Below are 25,368 nucleotides of genomic sequence, written 5' to 3'. Positions count from 1 at the left end.
GGTTTCTCCTCGCGGGTGAATCCGCGTCTTATTGCGTTCAGGCGTTGCGTGCGGTGCGCTTCGCGCTTACCTAACCGCCAGCGCGGCGCCCCGTTCGAGCCTTAATATGGCCCTGTCGGTGCGTCTAATCGAGCCCGGTGCGACGTTATGGTCGCAGCGAGCGAATTGGGGAAGCGCGAGGGACAGGGTGCATGACGCGAGTCGTGGCGAAATTTGGTGGCACCTCGGTCGGGTCGGTCGAGCGCATCCGGCATGCGGCCGGCCTGGTGGCCGACGCGGCCGCGAAAGGCGAGGTCATGACGGTTGTGGTCTCGGCCATGGCCGGCGAAACCGACCGTATCCTTGGCCTGGCTGATGCCTTCGGCGCCGGACTCGGCGATCCTGAAACCGATGTCGCCCTCGCCGCCGGCGAGCAGGCCGCCGCGGCCCTGATGGCGCTCGCCCTGCGCGAACGCGGACTGAAGGCGCAATCCTTCCTCGGCTGGCAAATACCGGTGATTACGGACGGTCCGCCCGGTGCCTCGCGCATTGCCGGAATGGATGCGACCGGTCTCGAAGCGGCCATCGAGGTCGGGGTCATCCCGGTCGTCGCTGGATTTCAAGGCATCAACGAGGCCGGAGAGGTGCGCACGCTGGGGCGGGGCGGGACCGATCTGTCCGCCGCGGCCGTGGCAGCCGCCCTCAAGGCGCGGTGTGACATCTACACCGATGTCGACGGCGTCTACACGACGGATCCCCGCATCGAACCGGGCGCCAAGCGCCTTGACGCGATCAGCCATGACGAGATGCTGGAACTGGCCGCCCAGGGTGCCAAGGTCCTGCAAACCCGCTCGGTGGAGTTTGCCAAGGCGCGCGCCGTTCCGATGCGCGTGCTATCCTCTTTCCTGAATTCCGGCGACAGCCACGGTACCGATGTGGTCGCCGAGACCGATATTGCCGAACGGCGCCTGGTATCCGGTGTCGCCTATGCCCGCGATCAGGCCCGTATCGCCCTTCACGGCGCCTCCAATCGCTCGGATATGGCGGCGCGTTGTTTCGCGCGCCTTGCCGACGCCGAGGTGGGCGTCGACATGATCGTTCAGGCCCATGCCCGTCAGCCAGGCATGGTCACACTCGAGTTTTCCGTCGCCCATCGCGATCTCGACCGGGCCCAGGCCGTGCTCGAGGAGGCCATGGACGGTGTACGGGTCTCGGCGGAGACTGGCCTGGCCAAGGTTTCCGTGGTCGGCGCCGGTCTGCGTCAGCGAGCCGATGTCGCCCGGTCGCTTTTTGCGGTTCTGGGCGAGCAGGATATTGCGGTGAAGGTTCTCGCGACCTCGGAGATCAAGATCTCGGCGCTGATCGAGAATGACGCCGTGGAACGCGCAGTGCGGGCCTTGCACGCGGCTTATGGATTGGATCAGGTGTAGGCATGGAAGACATGACGGCAAAACCGACTCGCGATCCGCGTAATCTTCTCAAGCGCATGCGCCAGCTCATGGCGGTGCAGGAAAATGCCCAGGCGCGCCTTGATCACCTCACGGCGATGATCGCCGAGGAGGCCGGCTGGGACGTCTGTTCGATCTATCTCGCCCGTCCGTCCAATGCGTTGGAGCTCTGCGCCACATTCGGTCTCAAGCGCGAAGCGGTGCACTCGGTCCGTTTGCGGCCGGGCGAGGGCCTTGTTGGTCTGGTGGCACGCCGGGCGCGGCCATTATCGACGTCCAATGCGCGGGCCCATGCCGCTTTCTCCTACAAGCCGGAGACCGGTGAGGAACCCTTCGACACCTTTGTCGGCGTGCCCATTCTTCGCGGCGGGCGCATGGTCGGTGTTCTCACGGCCCAGACCGCGGTCGAGCGCCAGGTTGCCGGCGACGAGATCGAGACGTTGCAGACCGTGGCCATGGTGCTGGCCGAGATCGTCGCCTCCGGCGATATTGTTGATTCTGAAGAGATGGCCGGTCTGGATGTCCGCCAGTCGCGCCCGGAGCGCTTTCAGGGTGGGGCTTATTCCAATGGCGTGGCCAGCGGTGTTGCGGTCCTGTTCGAGCCTCATGTCGAATCGACCCGGCTGATCGCTGATGATCCCTCCGGTGAGGAGGAGCGTCTCGACGCCGCCATCAAATCCCTGCGAGCCTCGATCGACGAGATGCTTGAAGGCGGCCGGGTGCCCTTTGGTGGTCCGACGCGCGACGTGCTGCAGGCCTATCGCATGTTCGCCCACGACCGCGGTTGGCTCGAGCGCCTGCTTGAAGCCGTGCGGCGGGGTCTGACAGCGGAAGCCGCGGTTGAACGGGTCCGGAACGAGAACCGGGCCCGGCTGATGAAGGCGTCCGATCCGCTTTTCCGCGAACGCCTGCATGATCTGGAGGATCTCGCGAATCGCCTCCTGCGCCATCTCGATGGCAGCGGTCTCGCCCTGGAATTGCCGGACAATGCGATCATCATCGCCCGCAATATCGGTCCGGCGGAATTGCTTGATTTCGATCGGGCCAAGCTGAAAGGCATCGCCCTGGAGGAGGGATCGGCCTCGTCGCATGCGGCCATTGTCGCCAAGGCGCTGGGTATCCCGCTGGTCGGGCGTCTGGAAGGCGCGCTGGACCGGGCTGAAACCGGCGATCCGGTGATCCTGGACGGCGAGTTCGGCATATTGCACATCCGGCCGCAGGCAGATGTCGTCGAGACTTATGAAGGGCGTGTTGCGGCCCTGTCCGAACGACGCCAGTCCTATGCCGAATTGCGCGGCCCCTCGATTACCGCGGACGGTCAGCGGATCGGCCTGCACATGAATGCCGGTCTCCTGATCGAGCTGACAGCGCTCGATGAAACGGGGGCTGATGGCGTCGGGCTGTTCCGCACGGAATTCCAGTTCATGGTCGCCGAGACCCTGCCGCGCCTGTCTGCCCAGGCCACCGTCTACAAATCGGTGCTGGACGCGGCGGGCGACAAGCCGGTGATCTTCCGCACGCTCGATCTGGGCGGCGACAAGGTCGCGCCCTTCGCGCCATCGACTGTCGAGCCCAATCCGGCGCTGGGCTGGCGGGCCATCCGGATGGGTCTGGATCGGCCCGGTCTGCTGCGCTATCAGCTGCGCGCCCTCATTCTGGCAGCCGCCGGACGTACGCTCAGCGTGATGTTCCCGATGATCGCCGCGCCCTGGGAAGCCCGGGCAGCGCGCGAAATGCTGGACCGTGAGCTGCGTCATGCCCGTCATGCGGGCCATGAAATGCCATCAGAAGTACGCTGCGGGATCATGCTGGAAACGCCGGGCATGGCCTGGGCGCTGCAGCACGCGATCGACCAGGTGGACTTCGTTTCGGTCGGCGCGAATGATCTGATGCAATATTTCTATGCTGCCGACCGACAAAATACGCGTGTGTCGGAACGATACGATGTGCTCGCTCCGGCGGCCCTGGATCTGCTCAAACATGTCCGGGATCTGTGCGCGAAACACGACACGCCGATCTCGGTTTGTGGGGAAATTGCCGCCAAGCCGCTGGAGGCAGCGGTGCTGATCGGGCTTGGTTATCAAAGTCTTTCCATGGCTTCGGGCAATATCGGACCGATCAAGAAACTGGTGTCCGGCCTGGACGCCGGCAAGCTTGGCACCTGGCTTGCGAACCACCTTCAACAACCCGTGGACAGTCTGCGTCCCCTCCTCCTCGAGGCGGGAGAAAATGCCGGATTGCCTCGCGAGGCCATTGAAAGTGGACGAGGGATTTGATCTTATAAGAATGCGTTAAGGATTTTCCTTCCAGGCGCGTTTGTGAGTGACGATCGCTCCGGCAAGGATGAGCGGCGGTATGGTGATGGTAAGTCAGATTCCCAGTGCGGACTTTGTTCCCGTTGATGCCGTCTATTCCGACGACGGGGTTGGCTACGTACACCTGTCTGCCGGCGAACGTCTTCGCGAGGCCCGCCAGAAGCTCAACCTGACCCTGGACCAGGCCGCTGAACGCACCCGTGTCCGCTCGGATTATCTGGAAGCCCTGGAAACCATGGACCCGCGCGGCCTCCCGGCCCGGGCCTATGCCATCGGATATTTGCGCACCTATGCCAATTTCCTCACCCTCGATGCCGGCGGTGTGGTCGATCAATTCAAGCGCGAGGTCGATACCGAGACCGGGCGCGCCCAGCCGACGGCTGCCGCAAAGACACGCGAACCGATCAAGCTGCCACGCGGTGCCTTCGGCGCGCTGATGATCCTCGTCGCCGTCGCCGGGGCTGCCTGGTGGTATTCCGAAGAGTTCGCGGGCGGATCGGCCCTGACCAACATGCCGTCTCCGCCGGATGCCGCGCCGGATTGGGCGCGGGCGGATTTCGAGACTGGCCGCGTGGCGGTCAGCGTGGATGATATCTGGTCCGGCCTGCCGATCGGCGAAGCCGCGACGACCTCCGGGCAGGTCGTGATGCGGGCGATCATGCCGACCTGGCTGGAAGTGCGCGATGCCTCTGGCCGTATCCTGTTCTCCCGGGAGCTGGCGGTTGGCGAAGTCTATCGGGCCCTCGAGCCGGGCCTGACCGTATCGGCCGCCAATGCGGGCGCGATCGAGCTGCTGCGCGATGGCGAGGCGGTGGGCTTTCTGGGTGTCGCCGGAATGGCGGTCGAAAATCTTCCTGTCATGGCCGAGGCTGACACCGCCGACGTTCAGCCCCAGTGATGCGCTGGTCCTGACGCGCTGGTCCTGACGCGCTGGTCCTGACGGGTCAGGCGGCAGTTCGCCGCAGTGACCAGCCGCAGCAAAACGCCGTTCCCCCGGTCGCATACCGGACATAATACCGCTATATCCAGCTCCTATCCCGGATCGTCGCTTTTCGGCGCGTCCGACTAGGGAGAGTGTTGATGTCGCAATCCAGCGCTGATCCGCGCTCGGTCCGTCCCTGGCGGATGATCGAGCGCCGCAAGAGCCGCACCATTAAGGTCGGACCGCTCGAGATCGGTGGCGATGCCCCGATCAGCGTCCAGACAATGACCAACACGCCAACCTCGGATGCCGGCGCGACGATCGACCAGATCCGCCGCTGCGAGGAGGCGGGTGTCGATCTGGTCCGCGTGTCCTGCCCGGACGAGGAGTCGACAGCGGCCTTCAAGACGATTGCCAAAGCGGCGACCGTACCGCTGATTGCCGACATCCATTTCCACTACAAGCGCGGCATCGAAGCGGCCGAGGCGGGCGCGGCCTGCCTGCGGATCAATCCGGGCAATATCGGCTCGATGGACCGGGTGAGGGATGTCGTGCAGGCCGCGCGCGATCATGGCTGTGCGATCCGCATCGGCGTCAATGCCGGCTCGCTTGAACGCCATCTGCTGGAAAAATACGGCGAGCCCTGTCCCGAGGCCATGGTCGAGAGTGCCCTCGATCATGCCCGCATCCTCGATGATCTCGACTTCCGCGACTACAAGATTTCGGTGAAGGCGTCCGACGCCTTCCTGACGGTCGCCGCCTATCAGGCCCTGTCCGAAGCCACCGATGCACCGCTCCATCTCGGCGTGACCGAGGCCGGTGGCACACGCATCGGCACGGTCAAATCGTCCATCGGTATCGGCTCGCTCCTGTGGGCGGGTATTGGCGATACCATCCGTGTCTCGCTCTCGGCCGAGCCGGAAGAAGAAGTGAAGGTCGGTTTCGATATTCTCAAATCGCTGGGCCTGCGGACCCGCGGCGTTAACATCATCGCCTGCCCGTCCTGTGCCCGCCAGGGCTTTGACGTGATCCGCACGGTTGAGACACTGGAAAACCGGCTGGCGCACATCTCGGAGCCGATTTCGCTGTCGATCATCGGCTGTGTGGTGAATGGCCCCGGCGAGGCTCTGATGACCGATCTCGGCTTTACCGGCGGTGGCGCAGGCCGCGGCAAGATGTATGTCTCGGGCCGACCCGACCACAATGTCTCCAATGAGGAAATGGTCGAGCACATCGTCGGAATGGTGGAAGCGCGCGCCGAGGAATTGCGGGCGGAGCGTGACAGTGTGGAAGCTGCCGAATAGGCAGGAGAGCAAGCGTATCTGAGGAGTATCTCGTGACGAATTTGACGGTTTACGGTCTGAAGAATTGCGATAGCTGCAAGACGGCCATGAAGGCGCTGGAGGCCGCCGGCCTCGCCCCCCAATTTGTCGATATCCGGGCGGAGACCGATCTGGTCGTCAAGGTTCCGGCCTGGCTGGACAAGGTCGGCGCCAAGGCGCTCGTCAATACGCGCTCGACCACCTGGCGCAACATGTCGGACGAGGATCGCGCCATTGCCGATGGCGACCCGGCCGGCGTTCTGATCGCGCATCCGACCCTGATCAAGCGTCCGGTTATTGAGACGGGCCACGCGGTCAGGGCTGGCTGGACGGCGGCCACTCTGGACACGCTCACTGCCGGCGCGGCGGAATGAATGTGGCGCTGAAAGCGCGCTGCGATCTTGATCTGGGCTTCCCGTTTCATACCGATGGTGAGCCGGCTGACCGGTTGGAGCGGGTTGCGGCATATATGCGCCGTGAAAAACTCGGCGCGGAGGCTTATCTGACCGGTGAGAGCGTGGCCCGCCTTGAAGCGCGGATTGCGACCCTGTTCGGCAAGCCGGCGGCGGTCTGGTTTCCCTCGGGCACGATGGCCCAGGGTGTCGCAGCGCGTCTCCATTGCGCCGCTGCCGGGGACAAGCGCCTCGGTTTGCACCCGACCTCGCACCTCGCCTTGCATGAGCAAGACAGTCACATCCATCTGCACGGGCTGGAGCCCGTGATCGCCGGCGAGTGGTCGCGGACGATGCGGCCCGAGGATCTGCCGGAGCGGGCAGGCTGTACCTTTATCGAACTCCCGCAACGCCATAATGGCGGCGCCGTCCCGGACTGGCAGACACTGGTCGCGATCAAGGCGCGGGCTGCGGAACTGGGGCAGACCCTGCACATGGACGGGGCTCGGATATGGGGCCTGCCCTCGGCCTGGCCCGGTCATGACTGGCCGGAAATCTGTGATGGTTTCGCCTCGGTCTACGCCTCGTTCTACAAGGATCTCGGCGCCTCCGGTGGCGCGGTTCTCGCTGGTGAGGCGGACGTCGTGGCGGACGCACGGATCTGGCTCGCCCGCATGGGGGGGCAACTGGTCTCGGCCTGGCCGATGGTGCCCGATGGCTTGCGCGTGCTCGATGAGCGGCTCGACAAGATACCGGCCTTCGTGGCGAGGGCGCGCGAGATTGCGGCCGGGGTCGGTGAGGTCAAGGGCCTGACGATCACTCCGGACGTGCCGCACGTGAACATGATGCATGTCCGTCTCGATTGTGATGTCGCGACCGCCGAGGCGGCACGCGATGCGGCGGCCGAAGCGACCGGCGTCTGGCTCGGCAATCGCTTCTGGTCGTTCGAGGCCGACCCGGTTCCGGCTCTCGAGATCGCCGTGGGCGAGCGGCTGCTCGCTGCTGATCCGGCTCGCGTCATTGCCGCGATCCGGGCAATGGGCGCGCGTCTGGACACGGCCTAGTCGACGAGCGGGTAGAGGGTCAGGGTCAGCGCCAGGGCTTCGCCATCGCGGATCAGATCTATGTCGAGGGTTTCCGGTGGCGCGCTCTCCAGATCGCAGGTGCGGTCCCGCATCTGCGCGCCATTGAAATGGGTGATGAAGTCGTCGGTCTGTACGCCGGCATCGAAGGCAGGCGAATTGGCGATTACGGAGGCAACCCGCATGCCGTCATTCTCCGGCACCAGTACGAGCCCATGCGTCACCAGAGGCGCGAAGGTGATCGGGGTTTCCGGATCATTGCGCACCAGTCGGACCCGCTCATTGCGCTGATCGAAGGTCCAGCTGAAATGCCGCATCACCTGACCGCCCAGGATTTCCGTTTCCGGCGTTGACTGGATGATGGGCTGGGTCAGCACATTTGATCCGATTGTCGGATTGCCGCTAAGCCGGGCCGAAGACCGACGTTCGACTTCGGTGAAGCGCACCGCCGCCCCGGTGGCCCGCGGTGGCGTGACCGTGTCATAGCGCTCAATATCGCGCAGGATGACGGAGCTGAGTGCGGCTCCGCTATCGATCAGGAGGCGACGTGTGCCCCGGCCGGGAAAGCGGACCTGAATCCAGGGGCGGATGTCGGGTCCATTCGCCCGGAAGATGGTTTCGCCGTCCGCGCGCGGCAATTCCCCACTCACCACACGCATCTCGCTGGCGGCATAATCGAGGGTCAAAAGGACATCCTCGAAGGCATCGAATTCCAGGATGCCGTCAATCTCGCGCCCCAGGGCGATAGAAAGATGGTCAAGATCGCGGACCCGGGCCCGCAAGCCCGTCAGGCGTAGCGGCCCGGACATCGTGGTTCCGAAATTGGCCCGGACCCCGGTGTCCAGCCGCTGGCCGGAAACCCGCTCGAGACTGTCCGGATCGACGAAGCTGGAGGCCGCACCTGTGTCGTAGAGGAACCAGAGCGTCCGCTCCTGCTCGGTTTCGCCTTCGCGCACGTCCAACGTAACCGGCACGAAGAAATAGCCGCGACACATCTCTGTGGGCAGGACGATCGACTCGTCGATTTGTGCGGCTGCGGGAGCAAGCATCTTGCCCGCCGCCAGCAGCGCGACTATCAGGATCGCGACCTGTTTCATGCTTGTCTCCGGACCGGTTTGCCGCAGGATACGACAGCGCGCTGACTTGCCAAGACTATCGGGTCCAAAATGAAATCCATCTGCGTCTATTGTGGTTCCAATTCCGGCCAGGATCCGGCCTTTCTCGAGGTCGCTGACCGGCTGGGACAGATCATGGCCCTGCGTGGGATCGAGCTGGTCTATGGCGGTGGGCAGGTCGGGTTGATGGGTCGCATCGCCGACGCGACCCTGGCCGCGGGCGGTCGTGTTGTCGGCGTGATCCCGGAATTCCTCGCTCTGAAGGAAATTGCCCACATGGACCTCTCGGCGCTTCATGTGGTCAAGTCCATGCACGCCCGAAAGGCCAAGATGGTGAAGCTTTCACAAGGCTTTATCGCCATGCCTGGCGGCATCGGGACGATGGAGGAAATGTTCGAGATCTGGACCTGGTCCCAGCTCGGCCAGCACCGTCACCCGGTCGGCCTCCTGAACGTCAATGGCTATTACGACGACCTGGTCGCCTTCCTCGACAAGATGACGGACCAGGGTTTCCTGACGCCGGAACACCGCGGCGCGCTCCTCGTTGCCGACCGGCCGACCAAGCTTCTGGATGCGTTTGAGGCCTACACGCCCCCACCCGCCGATGTTCGCATCAAGACCGGCCAGACCTGAGCCAGGTGCCTCCCCGACCGTCCAGAGGCGCGAATGCGCCGACACGGAATTCCCGGACATGTGGTCAGGGAGGCGGCTCTGCATGAGGCGCTCCTCTTTCTTGAGTTGATGGATGGATGACAAGCCCCACCGCGCCACGGCGCGAAGGCCTGGCGGTTTGGGCAGTTGAGGGGTGCGAGGTGCCTTGCCGGTGCCTTGCTATGGAAGTTTTGTGGGTGGCGCCGGGGGCACCTCGCACACGGAGATTTGGTCGGAGCCGTTACCGGCCCCGTCTCGAAACCGACAGGGACAAACGGTCGAGCTTTGTGCCGCCGTCCTGCCGATGGCCACGCCGGGTTGGTCTGGCGGTGTTTCCAGGCAACCGGACGAGCTCCGTTCTCCCAACGCCCCCGGATCACCAATCCGGGCCTCGAGTGACGCGGGACGGAAGGAGTATGGGGTGGGTGCGAGGGGGCGGGGACAAGTTTTTGTGGAAGCCGCGTGTTTGCAGTGGGTTAGGGTGGCGCGGCGGGGGATAAACGGCCCGACTTCGATCCCTTCAATCTTTTGATGGCACCGTCATCCACCGGCTTGTCCGGGGGACCTCAGCCAATCTGTCGACGGGAAAGCGCAGGTCCCCCGGATATCCGCTGCGCGGCCCCCGTGGGATGACGGAAATGGTGGATGGAAAGGGAGCCAACTCCACCCATTATTCCCGGGCTAAGACCCGGGACCAACGGTGTTTCATCCTCCCGAGAGCGGATGAATAGACGCCCGACCGAGAGGTAAAGTCCCGGACGACAAGCCGGGATGTGGCCTAGACCTCAATCCCCAACTCCTCCCAGATCGCGTCGACGCGCGCCTTGGTCGTGTCGTCCATGTCGAGTTTTTCACCCCATTCGCGCGTCGTCTCATTGCCCATCTTGTTGGTCGCGTCGAGACCGATCTTCGAGCCCAGGCCGGAGACCGGGGAGGCGAAGTCGAGATAGTCGATGGGTGTGTTTTCGACGGTAACGATGTCGCGGGCCGGGTCCATGCGGGTCGAGACGGCCCACATCACATCCTTCCAGTCGCGCGCATTGATGTCCTCGTCCACGACGATGATCCACTTCGTGTACATGAACTGGCGCAGGAAGGACCACGCCCCCATCATCACGCGCTTGGCATGACCGGCATAGGCCTTCTTCATCGCGATCACGGCGATACGGTAGGAACAGCCCTCGGGCGGCAGCCAGAAATCGAGGATTTCCGGGAATTGCTGCTGCAGGAGCGGGATGAAGACCTCGTTGAGCGCTTCTCCCAGCACGGCCGGCTCGTCCGGCGGGCGTCCGGTATAGGTGGTCAGATAGATCGGGTCCTTGCGCATGGTGATCGCGCTGATCTGGAACACCGGAAAATGCTCGACGGAATTGTAATAGCCGGTGTGATCGCCATACGGGCCTTCCGGGCCGTACTCGTCCAGCAGGACATGGCCTTCCAGCACGATCTCGGCCTCGGCGGGAACCTTGAGCGGGATGGTCTTGCAATCGACCAGCTCGGCTTTCTTGCCGCGCAGAATGCCGGCGAACTGGTATTCCGACAGCGTGTCCGGGATCGGCGTGACCGCGGCGAGGATGGTGCCGGGATCGGCTCCGAGGACGACGGCGGCGGGTAGCGGGTCGGGCTTCTTGTCCTTCCAGCGCTGATAATGCTGGGCGCCACCACGATGCTTCAGCCAGCGCATCAGGGTGCGGTCCTTGCCGAGCTTTTGCATGCGGTAGATACCGAGATTGAAATCATCCTGCTTGTCGTCAGACGGGCCCTTTGTGACAACCAGCGGCCAGGTGATCAGCGGGGCCGGCTCGCCGGGCCAGCAGGTCTGGATCGGCAGGCGGTCGAGATCGATCTCATCGCCGGTCAGCACAACATCCTGGCAGGGCGCCTTTTTCACGGTTTTCGGCCGCATCGACATGACGGTCCTGGCCAGCGGCAGCAGCTCGGCGGCTTCCTTGAGGCCACGCGGCGGTTCGGGCTGCCGCAGGAAGGCGAGCAGTTCGCCGACCTCCCGCAATTCGGTGCCAGTGGTGCGGGCTTCGCCGCCGAGCGTGACCGCCTGGGCGACGCGTTTGACCGTGCCGAACAGATTGACCAGGCAAGGCATCTCGCTCGCCTCGCCGCGTTCATTGATGACATTCTCGAACAGGATGGCCGGTCCACCGGCATGCAGGGTGCGCTTGTGAATCTCCGTCATCTCCAGCTCGGTGGAGACGGGCGTCGTGACGCGGACGAGATCGCCCTCGGCCTCGAGCTGATCGATGAATTCGCGAAGCGATTTGTAGGCCATGCGGGCAGTCCTGCTTTGTTGTGCACTCGAAACTGCAACTTCGCCACCGAAAGTCCAGCCCGCTTTCTGCCGCAGCATCGGGAGCTTGGCGGAACCGGGAAGGATTTGTCGAAAATTCGAGACAAATCCGGTCGACAGATTTGACCCGTGTTTCAGCTTTCAGGCTTAGGAGCAACCTCGTCCCGACGCGATTGGAAACAGGCATGCTTCACAGAATGGTCCTCGCGGCCCGCACGACGGTGGACACCCGGTCGGTCGTCCTGAAGAGTGACCTCGGCTCGCTGCTGGCGTGCTGCCTCCAGACCAGTGTCGATGACGTCCTGACGGGTGGGCTGGTCGTGGATGCCGGTCTCCTGCTTGAAGTCATCGAGGGCAAGAGCGGCGAACTGTGCGCCTTCCACCGGCTCGCGGAAGAGGATCCCCGGGTGTTTGACCTGCAGGTTCTGGAGTTCGTGCCGGTGCTGCGCCGCCAGTTCGACACCTGGGCCGTGGCAAGAACGCCCGACGCGCTCGTCAATCACGCCCTGGCCAGCGCCATTACCGAGAAACGCGCCGGGTCCTTTGCGGTCAGCCAGCACGTCCACCAGGTCCTGATGCATGGCGTGATCGCGGAGACTCCGCCGCTCTGCGAAGCGGCCTAGCCTCCCATCCCCAGTCGCATCTGCTACTCGTCCGGCGTGGGGCTGTCCTCAGCCGGCGCATCCGTGATCTGCGGGGTGTCCTCGACAGGCGGTTGCAGCGAGCCGCTGACCGCCAGTGCGAGCCCGCCGGAGCGCGAATTCACGCCCATCGTCGCGCCGAAGCGGACGATCACCAGCTCCTGTTCCGGCATCACATAGGCCCACTGACCCTGGAAGCCACTCATCATAATGGTGTCCGCAGGAAGGCTCGAGCGCTCATTGGGCAGCCAGAAGCCCATCCCGTATTGGCCATTCGAGCCCGGCGTCGGTTCGGCGACGATGTCATACCAGTCGTCGGGCAGGATGCGGTCGCCGTCGACCATGCCGTCATTCATGTAAAGCAGGGCGAGGCGGGCCCAGTCATGGGCGGTGGCATACATGTAGGACGAGCCCTGGAAGACGCCATTCTCGCCCGGTTCCATGATCGCTGAATGGATGCCCAGCGGCGCAAAGATGCGCGAACGCAGCCCGTCGACCTGGTCCGGCAAGGTGTCACCGAGCAGACGTTGCATGGTGTCGGTGGCCAGGATGGTGTTGCCGCTCATGTATTGCCAGTGATCGCCCGGCGCGTGCAGGCGGTCGCGGGTCGCCGCATAGCGCGGCATGTCGGACTGGGTGAAGAGCATCTCCGAATTGGGGTCCGTGCCGGTATTGTCTTCGGCGATGGCCAGACCGCCCGCCATGCGCAGGAGGTGGGAGATGGTGATTTGGGACAGGCGCATATCGTCGATCTCGGCCAGGGCGGGAACGGCACCCTCGGCATTGATGTCCAGGCGACCCTCCTCGACCAGGACCCCGGCGAGCGTGGCCATCGTGCTCTTGGTCATCGACCAGCCATGGAAACGGGTCTCGCGGCTGGCGCCCGGCGCGTAATGCTCGGCGACCAGGCGGCCGCGGTGCAGGACGGCGACGCCGAGCGTCTGCCGGCTGTCGGCCTCGATATCGTCGAACGCATCGGCAATGGCAGCATCCAGCGCCTCGGTGTCGAACCACTGGTCACGATGATCGGTGTCGAGTTCGAGCGGAATGAAGTCCTGTTCGGCCGGGACGGTCAGGTCGGGATCGAAGCCTTCACCGCCATGAACCAGCGTGCAGCCCAGCCCGTCACGCCAGACCGCGCGCTGATGCCAGAACAGGCCGAGCACGGAGGCCGTGACCTCGCGGTTCTCCTCATCCATGTCATAGCCGATCACGCTGCCGGCATCGCCCAGAAGCGGGGCAAGGTAGAAATCATAGGCCTGATCGGACTCCAGGCCGGACACCCAGGTCAGGGAGCACATCTGCTTGGCGACGATCCCGGTGCCCGAGGGCAGGTAGATCCGGCCGATCGGCGACAGGTTCAGCGCCGTGATACCGGCGGCGAGAAGGATGGCGAGCGTGCCGCCGACAAAGTAGCGCTTTTTCATGATCTTTCCCCTGTGATGCCCGCGGCCGGTCTGACCGGATCAGCCCAGCTTGTCGAAATCCGGAGCGCGACGCTCCAGGAAGGCCGCCGCCGCTTCGGCGAATTCCGGCGATTGAAGTTGTGAGGCGAAGATCGTGTTTTCGCGGTCCATGCGCGCCTCGATGCTCTCGGCGGGCGCGCGCATCAGGGCCTTGGATGCCTTGAGCGAGGTCGGCGCCTTGGCGGCCAGGATGCTGGCCATGAAGCGGGCTGTCTCTTCCAGCTTCGCCGGTTCGGTGACGCGATTGACCAGGCCGGTCTCGCGGGCACGCTGGGCATTCCATGTGTCGCCCAGCAGCAGGAGTTCAGCGGCAACCGCATGGCCGAAGATGCGCGGCATGAGCTGGGAGGAGGCGAATTCCGGGGCCAGGGCGAGGTCGACGAAAGGTGTCTTGAAAACCGCCCGGTCAGACGCAACGACGAGGTCGCAATGCAGGAGCAGGGTAACTCCAATGCCGATCGCCAGACCGTCCACGGCGGCGATCACCGGCTTTTGGGCATTCAGCAGCGCCATCATGAAACGGCGCACTGGCGGCGTGTCATGCTCACCGAATTCCGGCGGGCGCTGGGTGAAGTCGACAATGTCATTGCCGGCCGTGAAGACGCCATCGGCACCGGTCAGGATGCTCACGCGGACTGACGGGTCCCCATCAGCGGTTTCCAGGGCCTCGGCGGCGGCGGTGTACATGTCCTGGGTGAGAGCATTCTTCTTCTCAGGACGATTGAAACGGATGGTGCGGATACGATCCGCAGTTTCGACCAAAACCAGTTCGCTCACGCGAGCCTCCCTCATGATGTTTTTTGGGAGCCTAGAGCAAAAACGGGGCGCTTGAACACCGTGATTCAGTTGACGTAAACGTCACCTACGGTGCCGACCCGAGTGTCAGATATCGACGGCGAGTCGTGTCAGGACACGGTGCAGCATGTCGCTGTCATCCTCACCCAGGCGCGTTTCCAGCTCTGTGTTGAGATCGCGCAGGATGTGATCGGCTGTGTCGCCAAGGGCGCGGCCCTTCTCGGTGAGCGACACCACGGCTGAGCGCTTGTCGGTGGCGGAGACAGCCTTGGTGACGAGGCCCAGGGCTTCCATCCGGTTGACCAGGCCGGTGACCGCCGGTGGGTGTAGCGAGAGCATCTCGCCGATATCGCCCATACGGCGCTCGCCGCGACGGGCCAGCAGGAAGAGCACGGCGGCCTGGGCCGAAGTCACACCGGCGACGGATTTCAGGCGTGCATCGGCATCCCGGTTGAGCTTCCGGGCGGCAATCTCGAGCAGAAGGAATAATCGCCGGTCAACGGCGCGAGCGCGGGCCATGACTGGCAGACTGGGTTGATTCTTCCGGCGGGGGGAGCGTCAGCGGTACTTCCACACCTTGGCCTGTCGCACCTCACGGTCTTCCAGGTCGCGGGTGACCGGCACGGTGTATTCGGCCAGCTTCTCCAGCTTGTCCTGAGGCAGGAAGGAGCGGCCCGGATCGCCAATCAGCACTGTCGCGCCGCGGGCATTGAGCGCCTCAAGCCAGCCGCCGATCAGGCGGGCCGGTTCCGCCTCGTAGAAAACGTCTCCGGCCAGCACCACATCCCAACCGTCATCGGTACCGACCAGATCGCCCAGCCGTGCGGTCAGTGCGACGCCATTGGCACCGGCATTGGTCTCGATGGCGGCGATGGCAAAGGCATCCAGCTCGCAGGCCTCGACCGAGGCGGCACCGGCCTTCATGGCGGCAATGCCCGACACCGCCCCGCCGGCGGCAAAGTCGAGCACGCGCTTTCCGGCAACCAGGTCTGTATGGTCGAGGCAATAGCGCGCCAGCGCCTGTCCGCCGGCCCAGGCGAAGGCCCAGAAGGGCGGCGGCAGACCCATTTCGCCGAGGGCCTCCTCTGTCTGCTCCCAGATTGCGACGGTTTCGACGGCCAGATGGAGCGACACCTCCGGCACCAGGGGCGGCGTGATCAGCGCGGTATGGGCGCGGATGAAGGCGTGCGGGTCTTCGAGGCGGGGGGTGCCCGTCATGATGCTTCCTGTCAGGATGGCCGTGCCATCCGGTTAGGCGGAGCGGGCCAAGGGAGCAAGCCATGACGACACGTGTGACACGATCAACCTATGTTTTGGCGGTCAATGATCTGGAATCCACCGCCCGCTGGTGGGTCGAGAAGCTGGGGTTCGAGCACTGGCTCCGGGCCGATGGCTGGGCTTTCCTGCGTCGCGACAATTGCTATCTGCGGATCGGGCATTGCGTGGATGCCATCCCGCCGTCCCGGCTCGGTGACCATCAATTCTTCGCCTATGTGGAGCTGGAGGATGTCCGCGCCTTCCACGACGAGATCAAGGGGCCGGGTGTCGATATCATCCACCGGCTCACCGACCAGCCCTGGGGCATGCGCGAGTTTGGCGTACAGACGCCGGACGGTCACCGCATCCTGTTTGCGCAGAATATTCAGTAGGGACGGGGATTTCGCTTGCGTCAGGGGCAGGCAGGCGGAGCGTCACGCATCAATCCTGCCTGCCCCTGATGGGGGTCTTCGGGCCGTGCGACCTACTCCCGGATTTCGGCAGCGGCGACTTCCGGCAAGGCCAGGACGTCCTCGCCGATCACGGACAGGTCGCCGACCAGAACCAGAACCATCTGGTCGAGCGGCAGGTAGTCCCGTGCCATGGCCGAAATATCCTCATCGCTGACGGCGAGAATATTGGGCACATACTGGTCGAGATAATCATCCGGCAGCCCATAAAGGTCCCGCTGGCCGAGCTGGTTGATCAGTCCGCCGGTCGAGGCGTTCTGCAGGATGAAGATTCCGGCCAGCCAGTTGCGCATGCCGTCGGCTTCGTCGGTCGGCGGAGTCTCACCCTGGAGGCGCGTGATCTCGTTGAAGGTCTCGCGCAGGGCCGCCGCGGTATCTTCGGCGGTGACATCGGCATTGAAGGTCCAGAAGCCGCCATCCATCGTCCAGGTCTCGCCGGAGCCAGGCGAATAGGTATAGCCCTTGTCCTCGCGCAGATTGCGCGTGAGGCGTGAGGTGAAGGACCCGCCCAGGAGGGCATTCATCACGTCAAATGCCGGCGCGTCCGCATGGTCAATCCTCATGATCGGAAAGCCGAGACGGATAGTCGTCTGCGGCGCACCGGGGCGATCGATCAGCTGGACGATCGGGCCGGCGCTGGCGGGTGCCCCGACTGCGGCATCCGGTTCGCCGCGGTTCCAGCCCCCGAAAGCGTCGCGGATCGCCGCTTCCATGGCCGCTTCATCGAAATGACCGGCGACATAGAGGCGCGACCGGCCGGCGCCGTAATGGGCGTCATAGAAGGCCTGCACATCAGCCATCTCATAGCCGCGGAGCTGTTCTTCCCCGGGCAATGTGTTGCCGTAGGGATGGTCCGGTCCGAAAAGGATGCGCCGATAGGCTTCCGTCGCGATCGAGCCGGGCTGGGCCCGCTGGACATCGACATTGCGCACCAGATTGGCGCGCACGCGCTCGAACTCACCGTCATCGAAATTCGGGCGCTGTGCGACATCGGCCAGAAGCGCGACTGCGTCCGGTCCGTACTGGCTCAGCACGCCGGTGGTGAGGCCGGTCGTATGGCGTCCGACACCGATATTGATGGCGCCACCCATGGCGGCAATTTCGGTTGCGATGTCCTCGCCGGAGCGACCTCCCGCGCCTTCTTCCATCATCGCGCCGGTCAGGTCGGCGAGCCAGGTCTGGGCGCCATCATCAAGATTGGCGGCCCGGACCTGGAGCGACAGATTCACCGTCGGCGCGAGGCCGAAGGGGATGAAGGTCACTTCCAGCCCGTTATCGAGCGTGAAGCTGCGGGTTTCCGGCAATTCAAAGGGAACCGGGTCACCAATGGGCGGTTGCTCGCTCGGCTGCTGGGCCTGGGCGAGGCTTGGCAGGAGGGCGAGGCTGGCAGCCGTCAGGGCCGCCTGGAAAAGTCGAATGGTCATCTGTCTCATTCCTTCCGGGGTCCTGGTCACTCAGTGCCGTCTTCGTCCGCGAGGCGGACTTCGAGCACGGTGCGGTTGGTCGGGCGCAGATAGTCCTGCGCGGTGGCGCGGATCAGTTCCGGCGTCACCTGTTCAAAGCCTTCGGTGATGCGATTGATCCGGCTGGGATCGTCATCAAACATCGCGAAGGAGGCCAAAAGATCGACCAGGCCGAAGCGCGTCGACGTATCGACCGTGCCGTAGAAGTCCGACAACAGCTTGGTACGGGCGCGTTCCAGATCAGCCTCGCTGACCAGATCCGTGCGCACGCCTTCGATCGTTGCGTCGAGGGAGGTCATGACGTCCGACACGGTGAACTCGCTGTCGTGGATCATGCCGACCGTCCACAGCATGGGGCCGTCGTAATTGAAGGCATTGCCCAGAAGATTGATGCCGCCGAAGACGCCGGAGGCGAAACCTTCCTCATTGACCAGGGACTGGTTGAGCCGGCTGTCATCGCCCTGGACCAGCAATTGGTCGATCAGGATCATGGCATAGTATTCCGGCGTCCCGCGCTCGGGCATGTGATAGCCCACGGCGAGGGCCGGTTGGTTGGCCAGAGGATCGTCGCGGACGGCGAATTTCTCTTCTTCCTGGCGCGGTTCGGACGTGTCGATCTCGGGCAGGGCGTCACCGGCGGGAATGGCGGAGAAATACTGCTCGATCGTCGCCAGGGTGGCGTCACGATCGATGGCGCCGGCGACCACGATGACCGCATTATTGGGTGCGTAGAACTGGTCGAAGAAGGCCTGGGCGTCTTCGAGGCTGGCCGCGTCCAGATCGGTCAGGTCGCCGTAGAAATTGTGCGAATTGTGCCAGTTCTCATTGGCCGCCATCGGAAGGTCGATCCAGATCCAGCCGCCATAGGGCTGGTTGATCACATTGACGAAGACCTCGTTGCGCACGACTTCGCGCTGATTGTCGAGCTGGGCTTCATCCAGATTGGGGGCGCGCATGCGGTCGGCCTCGGCCCACAGCACGGCGTTCAGGGCGTTGGACGGGACGACTTCGAAATAATTGGTGAAGTCATAGCGCGTCGAGCCATTGTTCACGCCGCCGGACCCGTAGATCAGCGTGTCGAAGGCGCCGTGCGGAAGATTCTCCGAGCCGGCGAACATCAGGTGTTCGAACAGATGGGCGAAACCGGTGCGGCCGCGTGGCTCGTTGCGGAAGCCAACGCCGTAATACACAGCCACGGTCGCGGTTGGCACGCTGGCATCCTCGGACAGGACAACGCGCAGGCCATTGTCGAGTTCGTGATAGCTGACATCGACCGTGAAATCGGTCGACAGGCCGGTCTCGGCCACGCTCTCCGGTGCCATTTCGGTTGTGGCCGTGTCGTCCGGCGTACTGGCCGGCTGGCACGCAGCCAGGAGGAGCGCCCCGAATCCGGTCGCCAAGCCTCTGTAAAGTGTCATGATATCCCCGCTCGTGACTGCAGTAGCCGTATTGGAAGGCCGTATCAAAGCCCTCCCGACCGACCGGGTCAAACCGTCATGACGAAGATTTAATCCGTCGGAGCGGCCTCGTGGCGGACGATATCGGCCAGCCGCAGGCTCGGCATGCCGCGGATATCATCCTCGATCCGGTCCAGATCGCCGACGATGACAAGGGTGAAGCGGTCATCGCGCAGATAGGCGCGGGCGACGGCGCTGACCTCGCGATCACTCGTGCTCATGATCGAGGGCACGCGCTGGTCGAGATAATCATGATCGAGACCGAAACTGTCCCGCAGCCCAAGGTTTTCCAGCAGACCATAGGATGATCCCGCCGACATCACGAAGAGGCTGGCGAGCCAGCGCCGCGTACTCTCCATCTCCCAGTCGTATTGGCGCAGCGACCCGATGGTGTCGAAAACGGCTGTCAGCGCGATCAGCGTCCGCGGTGTGTCGATATCGTCGGTATAGGTCCACATGCCGCCACCGCGGGTCCATTGCACGTAGCTGGTCGGCGAATAGGACCAGCCGGCCTCGCGCATGCGGGCAGCGATGGCGCCGCCCAGGGCGGCATCCATGATGGAAATCGCGGTCGCATCCTTCGATGTGACGCTGCTGACAGGGTAGACGAGATGAACCGTGCTCTGCGGGGCGCCGGGGCGGTCAATGAGATGCACGGCGGGGCCGCGCGCCGGCACGGCCTGCGGCGCGGTGTCGGCAGCCCCGCGCGGCCAGTCACCGAACGCGTCACGGACGGCCGCCTCCATTTCCAGCGTGTCGAAGCGGCCGGCGATATAGAGATGGGTCCGTCCTGCGCTGAAATGCCGGTCGTGGAAACTGCGCACATCGGCGAGCGTAAATGTGTCGATCTGGCCCGGGCGGGGCAGTCCGAAATGATAGGGGTGGCCCTCCGGGAAAAGTGTGTGGAAGGCGGTCACAAAAGCCTGGCTTCCCGGCTCCAGGCGGCGGCGTTCGATATCGCGCGACATGCCCGACCGGATCCGTTCGAAGGCGTCGGCCGGGAAGTCGGGGCGGCGCACCGCATCGGCGATCAGATGGAGCGCGTCTTCACCATGTTCGGCCAGGACATAGCTGCCCATGAGCGTGCTGGTCTGGGTGACGCTTGTATTGAGCGATCCGCCCATGGCACCGAAACGGGCCCCGATCTCGGCCCGGTCCATGCCGGCGAAACCTTCCTCCATCATCGCGGCGGTGAGATCGGCAATCCAGGTCTGTTCGCCATCATCGATATTGCCGGCGCGCACGGAGACAATCACATCCATGGTCGGGGTCATGCCCCAAGGCACAAAGGTGACCGTCAGCCCGTTTTCCAGGGTCAATGTCTGGCTGGCAGGCAGTTCGAAGGGATTGGGCTCGCCCGGCGCGGGCGGCAGCAGGCCACGACCGGGTTCGTCGGCGCGGGCTCCTGGCGCGGCAATGGCAGCCAGAAGGGCGAGGGCGGGCAGGAAGACGGAGCGGATCATCATGGGGCCTCCTCGCCGGTCGGCGCGGCCGGGCGTCCGTCTCCGGGTCTCAATTCCAGCACGGTCCGGTTCTCTCGGCGCAGCCAGGTCCGGGCTGTCCGCTGGATCAGCTCCGGCGTGACCTGCTCAAAGCCGTCCTCGATCCGGTTGATCCGGCTGGGGTCATCGTCAAACAGGGCAAAGCTCGCCAGCAGGTCGGCCACGCCGAAGCGGGTTGAGTAGTCGAGGCTGGAGTAGAATTCGGTGAGAAACTTGCTGCGGGCGGCGGCGAGATCCTCGGCGCTGACCGGATTGGCGCGCAGGGAGTCGATCACTGTGTCAAAATCGGCGAGGACCTGATCCGGTGCGACGGCATCATCATGGATGATGCTCGCCGTCCACAGCATCGGCCCGTCATAGTTGAAGACATTGCCCAACAGGTTGATCCCGCCGGAAATCTGGGTGCCGTGACCCAACTCGTCAACCAGCCGACGGCGCAGGCGGGCATCGCCGCCACGGACGAGGATCTGGTCGATCAGGATCATCGCGAAATAGTCCGGCGTGCCCCGCTCGGGCATGTGATAGGCCACAGCCAGCCCGGGCTCGGTTGCCAGCGGGTCCGTCATCTCCGCCCATTTTTCCTCGGTCTGCGGCGGCTCGGAGACGTCGATCTCCGGCAATTCGGGACCGGTGGGAATATCGCCGAAATATTGCTCGATCGTGGTCAGCGTTTCGTTGGTGTCGAAGCTGCCCGCCACGACGAGGACCGCATTGCGCGGCGTGTAGTACTGCTCGAAGAAGGCGCGGGCATCCTCGACCGTTGCCGCATCCAGATCGCTAAGGTCGCCGTAGAAATTGTGCGCATTGTGCCAGTTTTCATTGGCAACCATGGGCAGGTCGATCCAGGTCCAGTCGCCATAGGCCTGGTTCTGGACATTGACGAAAATTTCGTTGCGCACGACGTCGCGCTCGCGCTGGAAAACCTGGGTGCTGATGGTTGGTGCCGCCATGCGGTCAGCCTCGGCCCACAGGAAGGCGTTGAGGGCATTGGCCGGGACCACGCCGAAATAATTGGTAAAATCCAGTCGGGTCGACCCGTTGGCGATGCCGCCCATGCCCGAGATGAAATAGTAAAAGACCGAATCCGGCAGGTTTTCCGAACCGGCAAAGAAGACATGCTCGAACAAGTGCGCAAAACCGGTGCGTCCGCGCGGTTCATTGCGGTAGCCGACCCCGTAATAAACCGCGACCGTTGCGGTCGGCACGGTGTGATCTTCCGCCAGCACAACGCGCAGACCATTGTCGAGCGTCTCGTAGCGCACCGGAATGTGAAGCGCGCTTTGCGGGGCGGGCGTTTCCTGGGCGGAGGCCAGGCCGGCACACAGGCTCAGGGCGAGCCCGACGAAGGCTCGGATAACTAGACGCATGACACTCATCCTGACTGGTAGCGCGATCTGATGGCCGGCGCGGCGAGCGCGCTCCTGCCTATCAAGCCAGCGCCGGGCGCCGGGGTCAAATCAGGGCGCCAGTGAAAAGCGTGGCGACCAGAAGCAGCCCGCTGATCCTGTTCGATTTGAAAAGGGCAAGGCATCTGGCCCCGTCTTCGATATCAAGGCGCCGGACCTGGTTGAACAAATGCGCGGTGTAGAGCGTGAACGGAATGACGATCCAGGGCGTCGCCTGGCTCATCCAGATTGCGAGGGCGATGAGGATTGCATTGGCGCCGTAAAAGCCCGCGACCCAGTATTGCGAGCTCTCGCCGAACAGGCGGGCGGTCGACTTGACCCCGACCAGCGCATCATCCTCGCTGTCCTGCTGGGCATAGATGGTGTCATAGCCCAGCGTCCACAGGACGCAGGCGGCATAGAGCACGATCATGACGCCATCGGCGCGGCCGATTGCCGCGATATAGGCGACGGGAACGCCCCAGTTGAAGGTCAGGCCGAGCCAGGCCTGCGGCCACCAGGTAATGCGCTTCATGAAGGGATAGGCCGCCACCAGCAAGAGCGAGGCCAGGCCGACACCGATCGCGATCACCGGTAATTGCATCAGCACAATCAGGCCGACCAGCGCCTGTCCCGCCAGAAAGAGCCAGGCCTGTTTCAGCGTCACCGTCCCGGCTGCGAGCGGCCGGTCGGCGGTCCGCGCTACCTGGGCATCGAGTTCACGGTCGACAATGTCGTTATAGGTGCAGCCGGCCCCGCGCATGGCGATGGCGCCGATTGCAAAGAGCACCGCCAGCCAGAGATCATGCAGCCCGAGCCCGTCGCCGATCCGTGCTGCCATGAGCCCCATCCAGCAGGGCAGGGCCAGCAGCCAGAAGCCGATGGGCCGGTCATAGCGGGCCAGCCGCAGATAGGGGCGCAGGGCGAGCGGGGCTCGGTCGACCCAGGATGTAGGCAGGCTGTCGGCGACCCGACGGTCGAAATTCAGTTGCATCCCCGGTGTTTGGCAAAGCCTGACGGCCAATTCAAGGCAGGAGTGCGCTGCGGGCTGCCGGGACTTGACCTGGCGCGGCGGCGCGGCCAAAGCGGAAGACATGTCGACCGCACCCCGCCTCCATATCGATGCACCGTTCATTGCCGGTGCCACCCTGCCGCTGACACGGGAGGATGCGCACTATCTGCTCAATGTCATGCGGCGCGGCGAAGGCGATCCGGTTCGCGTCTTCAATGGCCGCGACGGCGAGTGGTCGGCGCAAATCGCCCACGCCTCGAAAAAGGCAGCGACCTTGCAGCTTGAGGCGCAGACCCGGCCGCAGCAGGGCGTGCCCGATCTCTGGCTGCTCTTCGCGCCGGTCAAGCGCCAGAAAACCGACCTCATCGTTGAGAAGGCGACCGAGCTTGGCGTCGCGGCGATCTGTCCGGTGATGACGGCCCGGACCCAGTCCGACCGCATCAAGTATGAGCGCTTCGCGTCGATCGCCAGGGAGGCCGCCGAACAGACCGAACGGCTCGACCTGCCGACGATCCGCGAGATCGACAAGCTTGACCGGGTCCTCGGCGCCTGGCCGGCCGACCGGGTGATCATCTTCTGCGATGAAAGCGGTGATGACGCCGACGAAGCCTGGGGTGGCGCGCGCGGGCGCGGGCAGCCCATGGCGGCGGCGCTGGCGGAGGCGGACATGTCAAGGCGTGCCGCGATCCTGATCGGTCCCGAAGGCGGCTTCTCGCCCGCCGAGCGCGAGCGCCTGCGCAGCCTGGATCACGTCATCCCGGTCACGCTGGGGCCACGCATCCTGCGCGCCGAGACGGCAGTCATTGCGGCACTGACGATCTGGCAAAGCGCGTGCGGGGACTGGCGTTGAGCAGGTCGGGCTGTCGATGCCGCGCCGTCACAACGCTGTGAATCTCAGCGCCTTGCCCTTGTTCCCGGCGCAGTGCCCCCATATCTGTTGCGGACATTTTGAACGGCGGGGGCGCTTGATATGAGCGGCACGTATAATTCGGGCGGCGAAGGTGCTCCCATTGAGAGCCTGGACCAGCTGACGGCCTATTTCGCCGCGGGTGAAAAGCCTGCGGACGCCTTCCGCATCGGTACCGAGCACGAGAAATTCGGCTTTGCCCTGGGCGATCACACGCCCTTGCCATTCCGCGCAGGCGGTCCCAGCGTCGAAAAGATGCTGTCCGGGCTGGAACGCTTTGGCTGGCAGCCCGTGCGCGAGGGCGGCGAGCTGATCGCCCTGAAACGCGAGGGGGCCTCGATCACGCTGGAGCCGGGCGGACAGTTCGAGCTCTCCGGTGCGCCGCTGGAAACCATCCACCAGACCTGTGCCGAGGTGAATTCCCATCTCAAGGAAGTGCGCGAGGTCGCCGACGAGATCGGCGCCGGCTTCCTCGGTCTTGGCTTCTCGCCGAAATGGTCGCTGGAAGACACACCAATGATGCCCAAGGCCCGCTACGGGCTGATGAAGGCCTACATGCCACGCGTCGGCACGATGGGGCATCAGATGATGTTCCGCTCGTGCACGGTCCAGACCAATCTGGACTTCTCGACCGAAGCCGACATGGCGAAAAAGTTCCGCGTCTCGCTGGCCCTGCAACCGCTGGCGACAGCCCTGTTCGCCAATTCGCCCTTCAAGGATGGCGGGTTGCACGGCTTCCTGTCCTATCGGGCCCATGTCTGGACCGACACCGACAATAACCGCACCGGCATGCTGCCCTTCGTCTTCGACGAGGGTTTCGGTTATGAGCAATATCGCGACTGGGCGCTTGATGTGCCGATGTATTTCGTCAAGCGCGGCGGCGAATACAAGGACGCCACCGGCAAGTCCTTCCGCGACTTCCTGGCCGGCAAGCTCGACATCCTGCCGGGTGAAAAGCCGGTGATGAGTGATTGGGAAGACCATCTCTCCACCGTCTTCCCCGAAGTGCGCCTGAAGACCTTCCTGGAAATGCGCGGGGCCGACAGCGGTCCCTGGAACACGCTGTGTGCCCTGCCGGCCTTCTGGGTCGGGCTGCTCTATGACAACACGGCGCTGGATGCCGCCTGGGATCTGGTGAAAGACTGGACCGAAGCCGAGCGCGATGCCCTGCGGGTCGGCGCTGCGAAGACCGGCCTGCATACGCCCTTCCGTGATGGCACGCTGCAGGACATCGCCCGCGAAGCCCTCGCCATCGCCCGGTCTGGCCTGCGCGCGCGCGCCAGGCTGAATGGCCATGGCGAAAGCGAGACGCTTTTCCTGGATGATCTCGACGAGATCGTCCGCACCGGACGCACCCGGGCCGAGGATCTGATCGCGCGTTTCAACGGCGCGTGGGGCGGTTCCATCGAGCCGGTTTTCACCGAGTGCGCCTACTAGCGGACGTCAGAATATCCGTTCCCGGATGAACAGTGCACACCCAAATGT

At 64.2% G+C, this 25,368-nt stretch carries 22 protein-coding genes; 11 read left to right on the top strand and 11 right to left on the bottom strand.

Going from position 1 to position 25,368, the window contains the following annotated elements; translation table 11 throughout:
• Positions 1-191 precede the first annotated feature (191 nt).
• From JXQ94_RS09960 to JXQ94_RS09935, 6 genes are all read left to right on the top strand, one after another.
• Positions 192-1,409, top strand: coding sequence for an aspartate kinase (locus JXQ94_RS09960; protein ID WP_421923619.1), 1,218 nt, complete (start codon positions 192-194; stop codon positions 1,407-1,409).
• Between the two features lie 2 nt (positions 1,410-1,411).
• Positions 1,412-3,703, top strand: a complete 2,292-nt coding sequence (gene ptsP, locus JXQ94_RS09955; RefSeq protein ID WP_421923618.1) for a phosphoenolpyruvate--protein phosphotransferase — start codon at positions 1,412-1,414, stop codon at positions 3,701-3,703.
• A gap of 79 nt (positions 3,704-3,782) precedes the next feature.
• Positions 3,783-4,640 carry a helix-turn-helix domain-containing protein gene (locus JXQ94_RS09950; RefSeq protein ID WP_421923617.1) on the top strand — a complete coding sequence of 286 codons (858 nt, stop codon included), beginning with the start codon at positions 3,783-3,785 and terminating at the stop codon, positions 4,638-4,640.
• Between the two features lie 182 nt (positions 4,641-4,822).
• Positions 4,823-5,968 (top strand): flavodoxin-dependent (E)-4-hydroxy-3-methylbut-2-enyl-diphosphate synthase, encoded by a 1,146-nt coding sequence (gene ispG, locus JXQ94_RS09945; protein ID WP_421923616.1) that lies wholly within the window; start codon positions 4,823-4,825, stop codon positions 5,966-5,968.
• A 32-nt stretch (positions 5,969-6,000) separates the two neighbouring features.
• Positions 6,001-6,360: an ArsC/Spx/MgsR family protein gene (locus JXQ94_RS09940; protein WP_421923615.1), complete on the top strand. Its 360-nt coding sequence runs from the start codon at positions 6,001-6,003 to the stop codon at positions 6,358-6,360.
• Complete coding sequence (locus tag JXQ94_RS09935) at positions 6,357-7,442, top strand: threonine aldolase family protein (protein ID WP_421923614.1); 1,086 nt, start codon at positions 6,357-6,359, stop codon at positions 7,440-7,442. Before JXQ94_RS09940 ends, JXQ94_RS09935 begins: the two co-directional genes overlap by 4 nt.
• On the opposite strand, the gene JXQ94_RS09930 is transcribed toward JXQ94_RS09935, so the two are convergent.
• A complete protein-coding gene (locus JXQ94_RS09930; protein WP_421923613.1) occupies positions 7,439-8,557 on the bottom strand; it encodes a PDZ domain-containing protein in 1,119 nt (372 codons plus the stop codon). The genes JXQ94_RS09935 and JXQ94_RS09930 overlap by 4 nt on opposite strands.
• A gap of 69 nt (positions 8,558-8,626) precedes the next feature.
• Between JXQ94_RS09930 and JXQ94_RS09925 the strand changes: the two genes are divergently transcribed.
• Positions 8,627-9,208 (top strand): TIGR00730 family Rossman fold protein, encoded by a 582-nt coding sequence (locus tag JXQ94_RS09925; protein ID WP_421923612.1) that lies wholly within the window; start codon positions 8,627-8,629, stop codon positions 9,206-9,208.
• A 796-nt stretch (positions 9,209-10,004) separates the two neighbouring features.
• On the opposite strand, the gene JXQ94_RS09920 is transcribed toward JXQ94_RS09925, so the two are convergent.
• Positions 10,005-11,510, bottom strand: a complete 1,506-nt coding sequence (locus JXQ94_RS09920; RefSeq protein WP_421923611.1) for a UbiD family decarboxylase — start codon at positions 11,508-11,510, stop codon at positions 10,005-10,007.
• Positions 11,511-11,713: 203 nt separating this feature from the next.
• Here JXQ94_RS09920 and JXQ94_RS09915 point away from each other — a divergent pair, with 203 nt between their 5' ends.
• Positions 11,714-12,151, top strand: coding sequence for a BLUF domain-containing protein (locus JXQ94_RS09915; protein ID WP_421923610.1), 438 nt, complete (start codon positions 11,714-11,716; stop codon positions 12,149-12,151).
• Between the two features lie 23 nt (positions 12,152-12,174).
• On the opposite strand, the gene JXQ94_RS09910 is transcribed toward JXQ94_RS09915, so the two are convergent.
• From JXQ94_RS09910 to JXQ94_RS09895, 4 genes are all read right to left on the bottom strand, one after another.
• The gene (locus tag JXQ94_RS09910) at positions 12,175-13,596 is read right to left on the bottom strand and encodes a serine hydrolase domain-containing protein (protein ID WP_421923609.1); all 1,422 of its coding nucleotides are present in this window, start codon (positions 13,594-13,596) and stop codon (positions 12,175-12,177) included.
• Between the two features lie 39 nt (positions 13,597-13,635).
• A complete protein-coding gene (locus JXQ94_RS09905; RefSeq protein ID WP_421923608.1) occupies positions 13,636-14,412 on the bottom strand; it encodes an enoyl-CoA hydratase-related protein in 777 nt (258 codons plus the stop codon).
• A gap of 105 nt (positions 14,413-14,517) precedes the next feature.
• On the bottom strand, positions 14,518-14,949 hold the full coding sequence (locus tag JXQ94_RS09900) for a MarR family winged helix-turn-helix transcriptional regulator (RefSeq protein ID WP_421923607.1): 432 nt from the start codon (positions 14,947-14,949) through the stop codon (positions 14,518-14,520).
• Between the two features lie 39 nt (positions 14,950-14,988).
• Complete coding sequence (locus JXQ94_RS09895; RefSeq protein WP_421923606.1) at positions 14,989-15,648, bottom strand: class I SAM-dependent methyltransferase; 660 nt, start codon at positions 15,646-15,648, stop codon at positions 14,989-14,991.
• Between the two features lie 62 nt (positions 15,649-15,710).
• Here JXQ94_RS09895 and JXQ94_RS09890 point away from each other — a divergent pair, with 62 nt between their 5' ends.
• Positions 15,711-16,079, top strand: a complete 369-nt coding sequence (locus JXQ94_RS09890; protein WP_421923605.1) for a VOC family protein — start codon at positions 15,711-15,713, stop codon at positions 16,077-16,079.
• Positions 16,080-16,171: 92 nt separating this feature from the next.
• On the opposite strand, the gene JXQ94_RS09885 is transcribed toward JXQ94_RS09890, so the two are convergent.
• From JXQ94_RS09885 to ubiA, 5 genes are all read right to left on the bottom strand, one after another.
• A complete protein-coding gene (locus tag JXQ94_RS09885; RefSeq protein WP_421923604.1) occupies positions 16,172-17,581 on the bottom strand; it encodes a M16 family metallopeptidase in 1,410 nt (469 codons plus the stop codon).
• A 26-nt stretch (positions 17,582-17,607) separates the two neighbouring features.
• Entirely contained in the window at positions 17,608-19,038 is a 1,431-nt protein-coding gene (locus JXQ94_RS09880) for a M16 family metallopeptidase (RefSeq protein WP_421923603.1), read from the bottom strand.
• Between the two features lie 89 nt (positions 19,039-19,127).
• Positions 19,128-20,543 carry a M16 family metallopeptidase gene (locus tag JXQ94_RS09875; RefSeq protein ID WP_421923602.1) on the bottom strand — a complete coding sequence of 472 codons (1,416 nt, stop codon included), beginning with the start codon at positions 20,541-20,543 and terminating at the stop codon, positions 19,128-19,130.
• Entirely contained in the window at positions 20,540-21,946 is a 1,407-nt protein-coding gene (locus JXQ94_RS09870; RefSeq protein WP_421923601.1) for a M16 family metallopeptidase, read from the bottom strand. The genes JXQ94_RS09875 and JXQ94_RS09870 overlap by 4 nt, the downstream gene beginning before the upstream one ends.
• Before the next feature lie 85 nt (positions 21,947-22,031).
• The gene (gene ubiA / locus JXQ94_RS09865; protein ID WP_421923600.1) at positions 22,032-22,958 is read right to left on the bottom strand and encodes a 4-hydroxybenzoate octaprenyltransferase; all 927 of its coding nucleotides are present in this window, start codon (positions 22,956-22,958) and stop codon (positions 22,032-22,034) included.
• A gap of 100 nt (positions 22,959-23,058) precedes the next feature.
• On the opposite strand from ubiA, the gene JXQ94_RS09860 reads away from it, so the two are divergent.
• Positions 23,059-23,826, top strand: coding sequence for a 16S rRNA (uracil(1498)-N(3))-methyltransferase (locus tag JXQ94_RS09860; RefSeq protein WP_421923599.1), 768 nt, complete (start codon positions 23,059-23,061; stop codon positions 23,824-23,826).
• A 120-nt stretch (positions 23,827-23,946) separates the two neighbouring features.
• Positions 23,947-25,320 carry a glutamate--cysteine ligase gene (locus JXQ94_RS09855; protein WP_421923598.1) on the top strand — a complete coding sequence of 458 codons (1,374 nt, stop codon included), beginning with the start codon at positions 23,947-23,949 and terminating at the stop codon, positions 25,318-25,320.
• The last annotated feature ends 48 nt before the right edge of the window (positions 25,321-25,368 follow it).

It is taken from the genome of Maricaulis maris, from assembly GCF_049116555.1.
Lineage (GTDB): Bacteria > Pseudomonadota > Alphaproteobacteria > Caulobacterales > Maricaulaceae > Maricaulis > Maricaulis maris_C.
The sequence above is the reverse complement of the archived record's forward strand: the minus strand, read 5'-3'. Positions and strand labels throughout refer to the sequence as shown.

What these genes read in the sequence shown, in the direction of transcription:
- JXQ94_RS09960 (WP_421923619.1), top strand. Translation starts at nt 192, where the DNA reads ATGACGCGAGTCGTGGCGAAATTTGGTGGCACCTCGGTCGGGTCGGTC.
- ptsP (WP_421923618.1), top strand. Translation starts at nt 1,412, where the DNA reads ATGGAAGACATGACGGCAAAACCGACTCGCGATCCGCGTAATCTTCTC.
- JXQ94_RS09950 (WP_421923617.1), top strand. Translation starts at nt 3,783, where the DNA reads ATGGTGATGGTAAGTCAGATTCCCAGTGCGGACTTTGTTCCCGTTGAT.
- ispG (WP_421923616.1), top strand. Translation starts at nt 4,823, where the DNA reads ATGTCGCAATCCAGCGCTGATCCGCGCTCGGTCCGTCCCTGGCGGATG.
- JXQ94_RS09935 (WP_421923614.1), top strand. Translation starts at nt 6,357, where the DNA reads ATGAATGTGGCGCTGAAAGCGCGCTGCGATCTTGATCTGGGCTTCCCG.
- JXQ94_RS09930 (WP_421923613.1), bottom strand. Translation starts at nt 8,557, where the DNA reads ATGAAACAGGTCGCGATCCTGATAGTCGCGCTGCTGGCGGCGGGCAAG.
- JXQ94_RS09925 (WP_421923612.1), top strand. Translation starts at nt 8,627, where the DNA reads ATGAAATCCATCTGCGTCTATTGTGGTTCCAATTCCGGCCAGGATCCG.
- JXQ94_RS09920 (WP_421923611.1), bottom strand. Translation starts at nt 11,510, where the DNA reads ATGGCCTACAAATCGCTTCGCGAATTCATCGATCAGCTCGAGGCCGAG.
- JXQ94_RS09915 (WP_421923610.1), top strand. Translation starts at nt 11,714, where the DNA reads ATGCTTCACAGAATGGTCCTCGCGGCCCGCACGACGGTGGACACCCGG.
- JXQ94_RS09910 (WP_421923609.1), bottom strand. Translation starts at nt 13,596, where the DNA reads ATGAAAAAGCGCTACTTTGTCGGCGGCACGCTCGCCATCCTTCTCGCC.
- JXQ94_RS09900 (WP_421923607.1), bottom strand. Translation starts at nt 14,949, where the DNA reads ATGGCCCGCGCTCGCGCCGTTGACCGGCGATTATTCCTTCTGCTCGAG.
- JXQ94_RS09895 (WP_421923606.1), bottom strand. Translation starts at nt 15,648, where the DNA reads ATGACGGGCACCCCCCGCCTCGAAGACCCGCACGCCTTCATCCGCGCC.
- JXQ94_RS09890 (WP_421923605.1), top strand. Translation starts at nt 15,711, where the DNA reads ATGACGACACGTGTGACACGATCAACCTATGTTTTGGCGGTCAATGAT.
- JXQ94_RS09885 (WP_421923604.1), bottom strand. Translation starts at nt 17,581, where the DNA reads ATGACCATTCGACTTTTCCAGGCGGCCCTGACGGCTGCCAGCCTCGCC.
- JXQ94_RS09880 (WP_421923603.1), bottom strand. Translation starts at nt 19,038, where the DNA reads ATGACACTTTACAGAGGCTTGGCGACCGGATTCGGGGCGCTCCTCCTG.
- JXQ94_RS09875 (WP_421923602.1), bottom strand. Translation starts at nt 20,543, where the DNA reads ATGATGATCCGCTCCGTCTTCCTGCCCGCCCTCGCCCTTCTGGCTGCC.
- JXQ94_RS09870 (WP_421923601.1), bottom strand. Translation starts at nt 21,946, where the DNA reads ATGCGTCTAGTTATCCGAGCCTTCGTCGGGCTCGCCCTGAGCCTGTGT.
- ubiA (WP_421923600.1), bottom strand. Translation starts at nt 22,958, where the DNA reads ATGCAACTGAATTTCGACCGTCGGGTCGCCGACAGCCTGCCTACATCC.
- JXQ94_RS09860 (WP_421923599.1), top strand. Translation starts at nt 23,059, where the DNA reads ATGTCGACCGCACCCCGCCTCCATATCGATGCACCGTTCATTGCCGGT.
- JXQ94_RS09855 (WP_421923598.1), top strand. Translation starts at nt 23,947, where the DNA reads ATGAGCGGCACGTATAATTCGGGCGGCGAAGGTGCTCCCATTGAGAGC.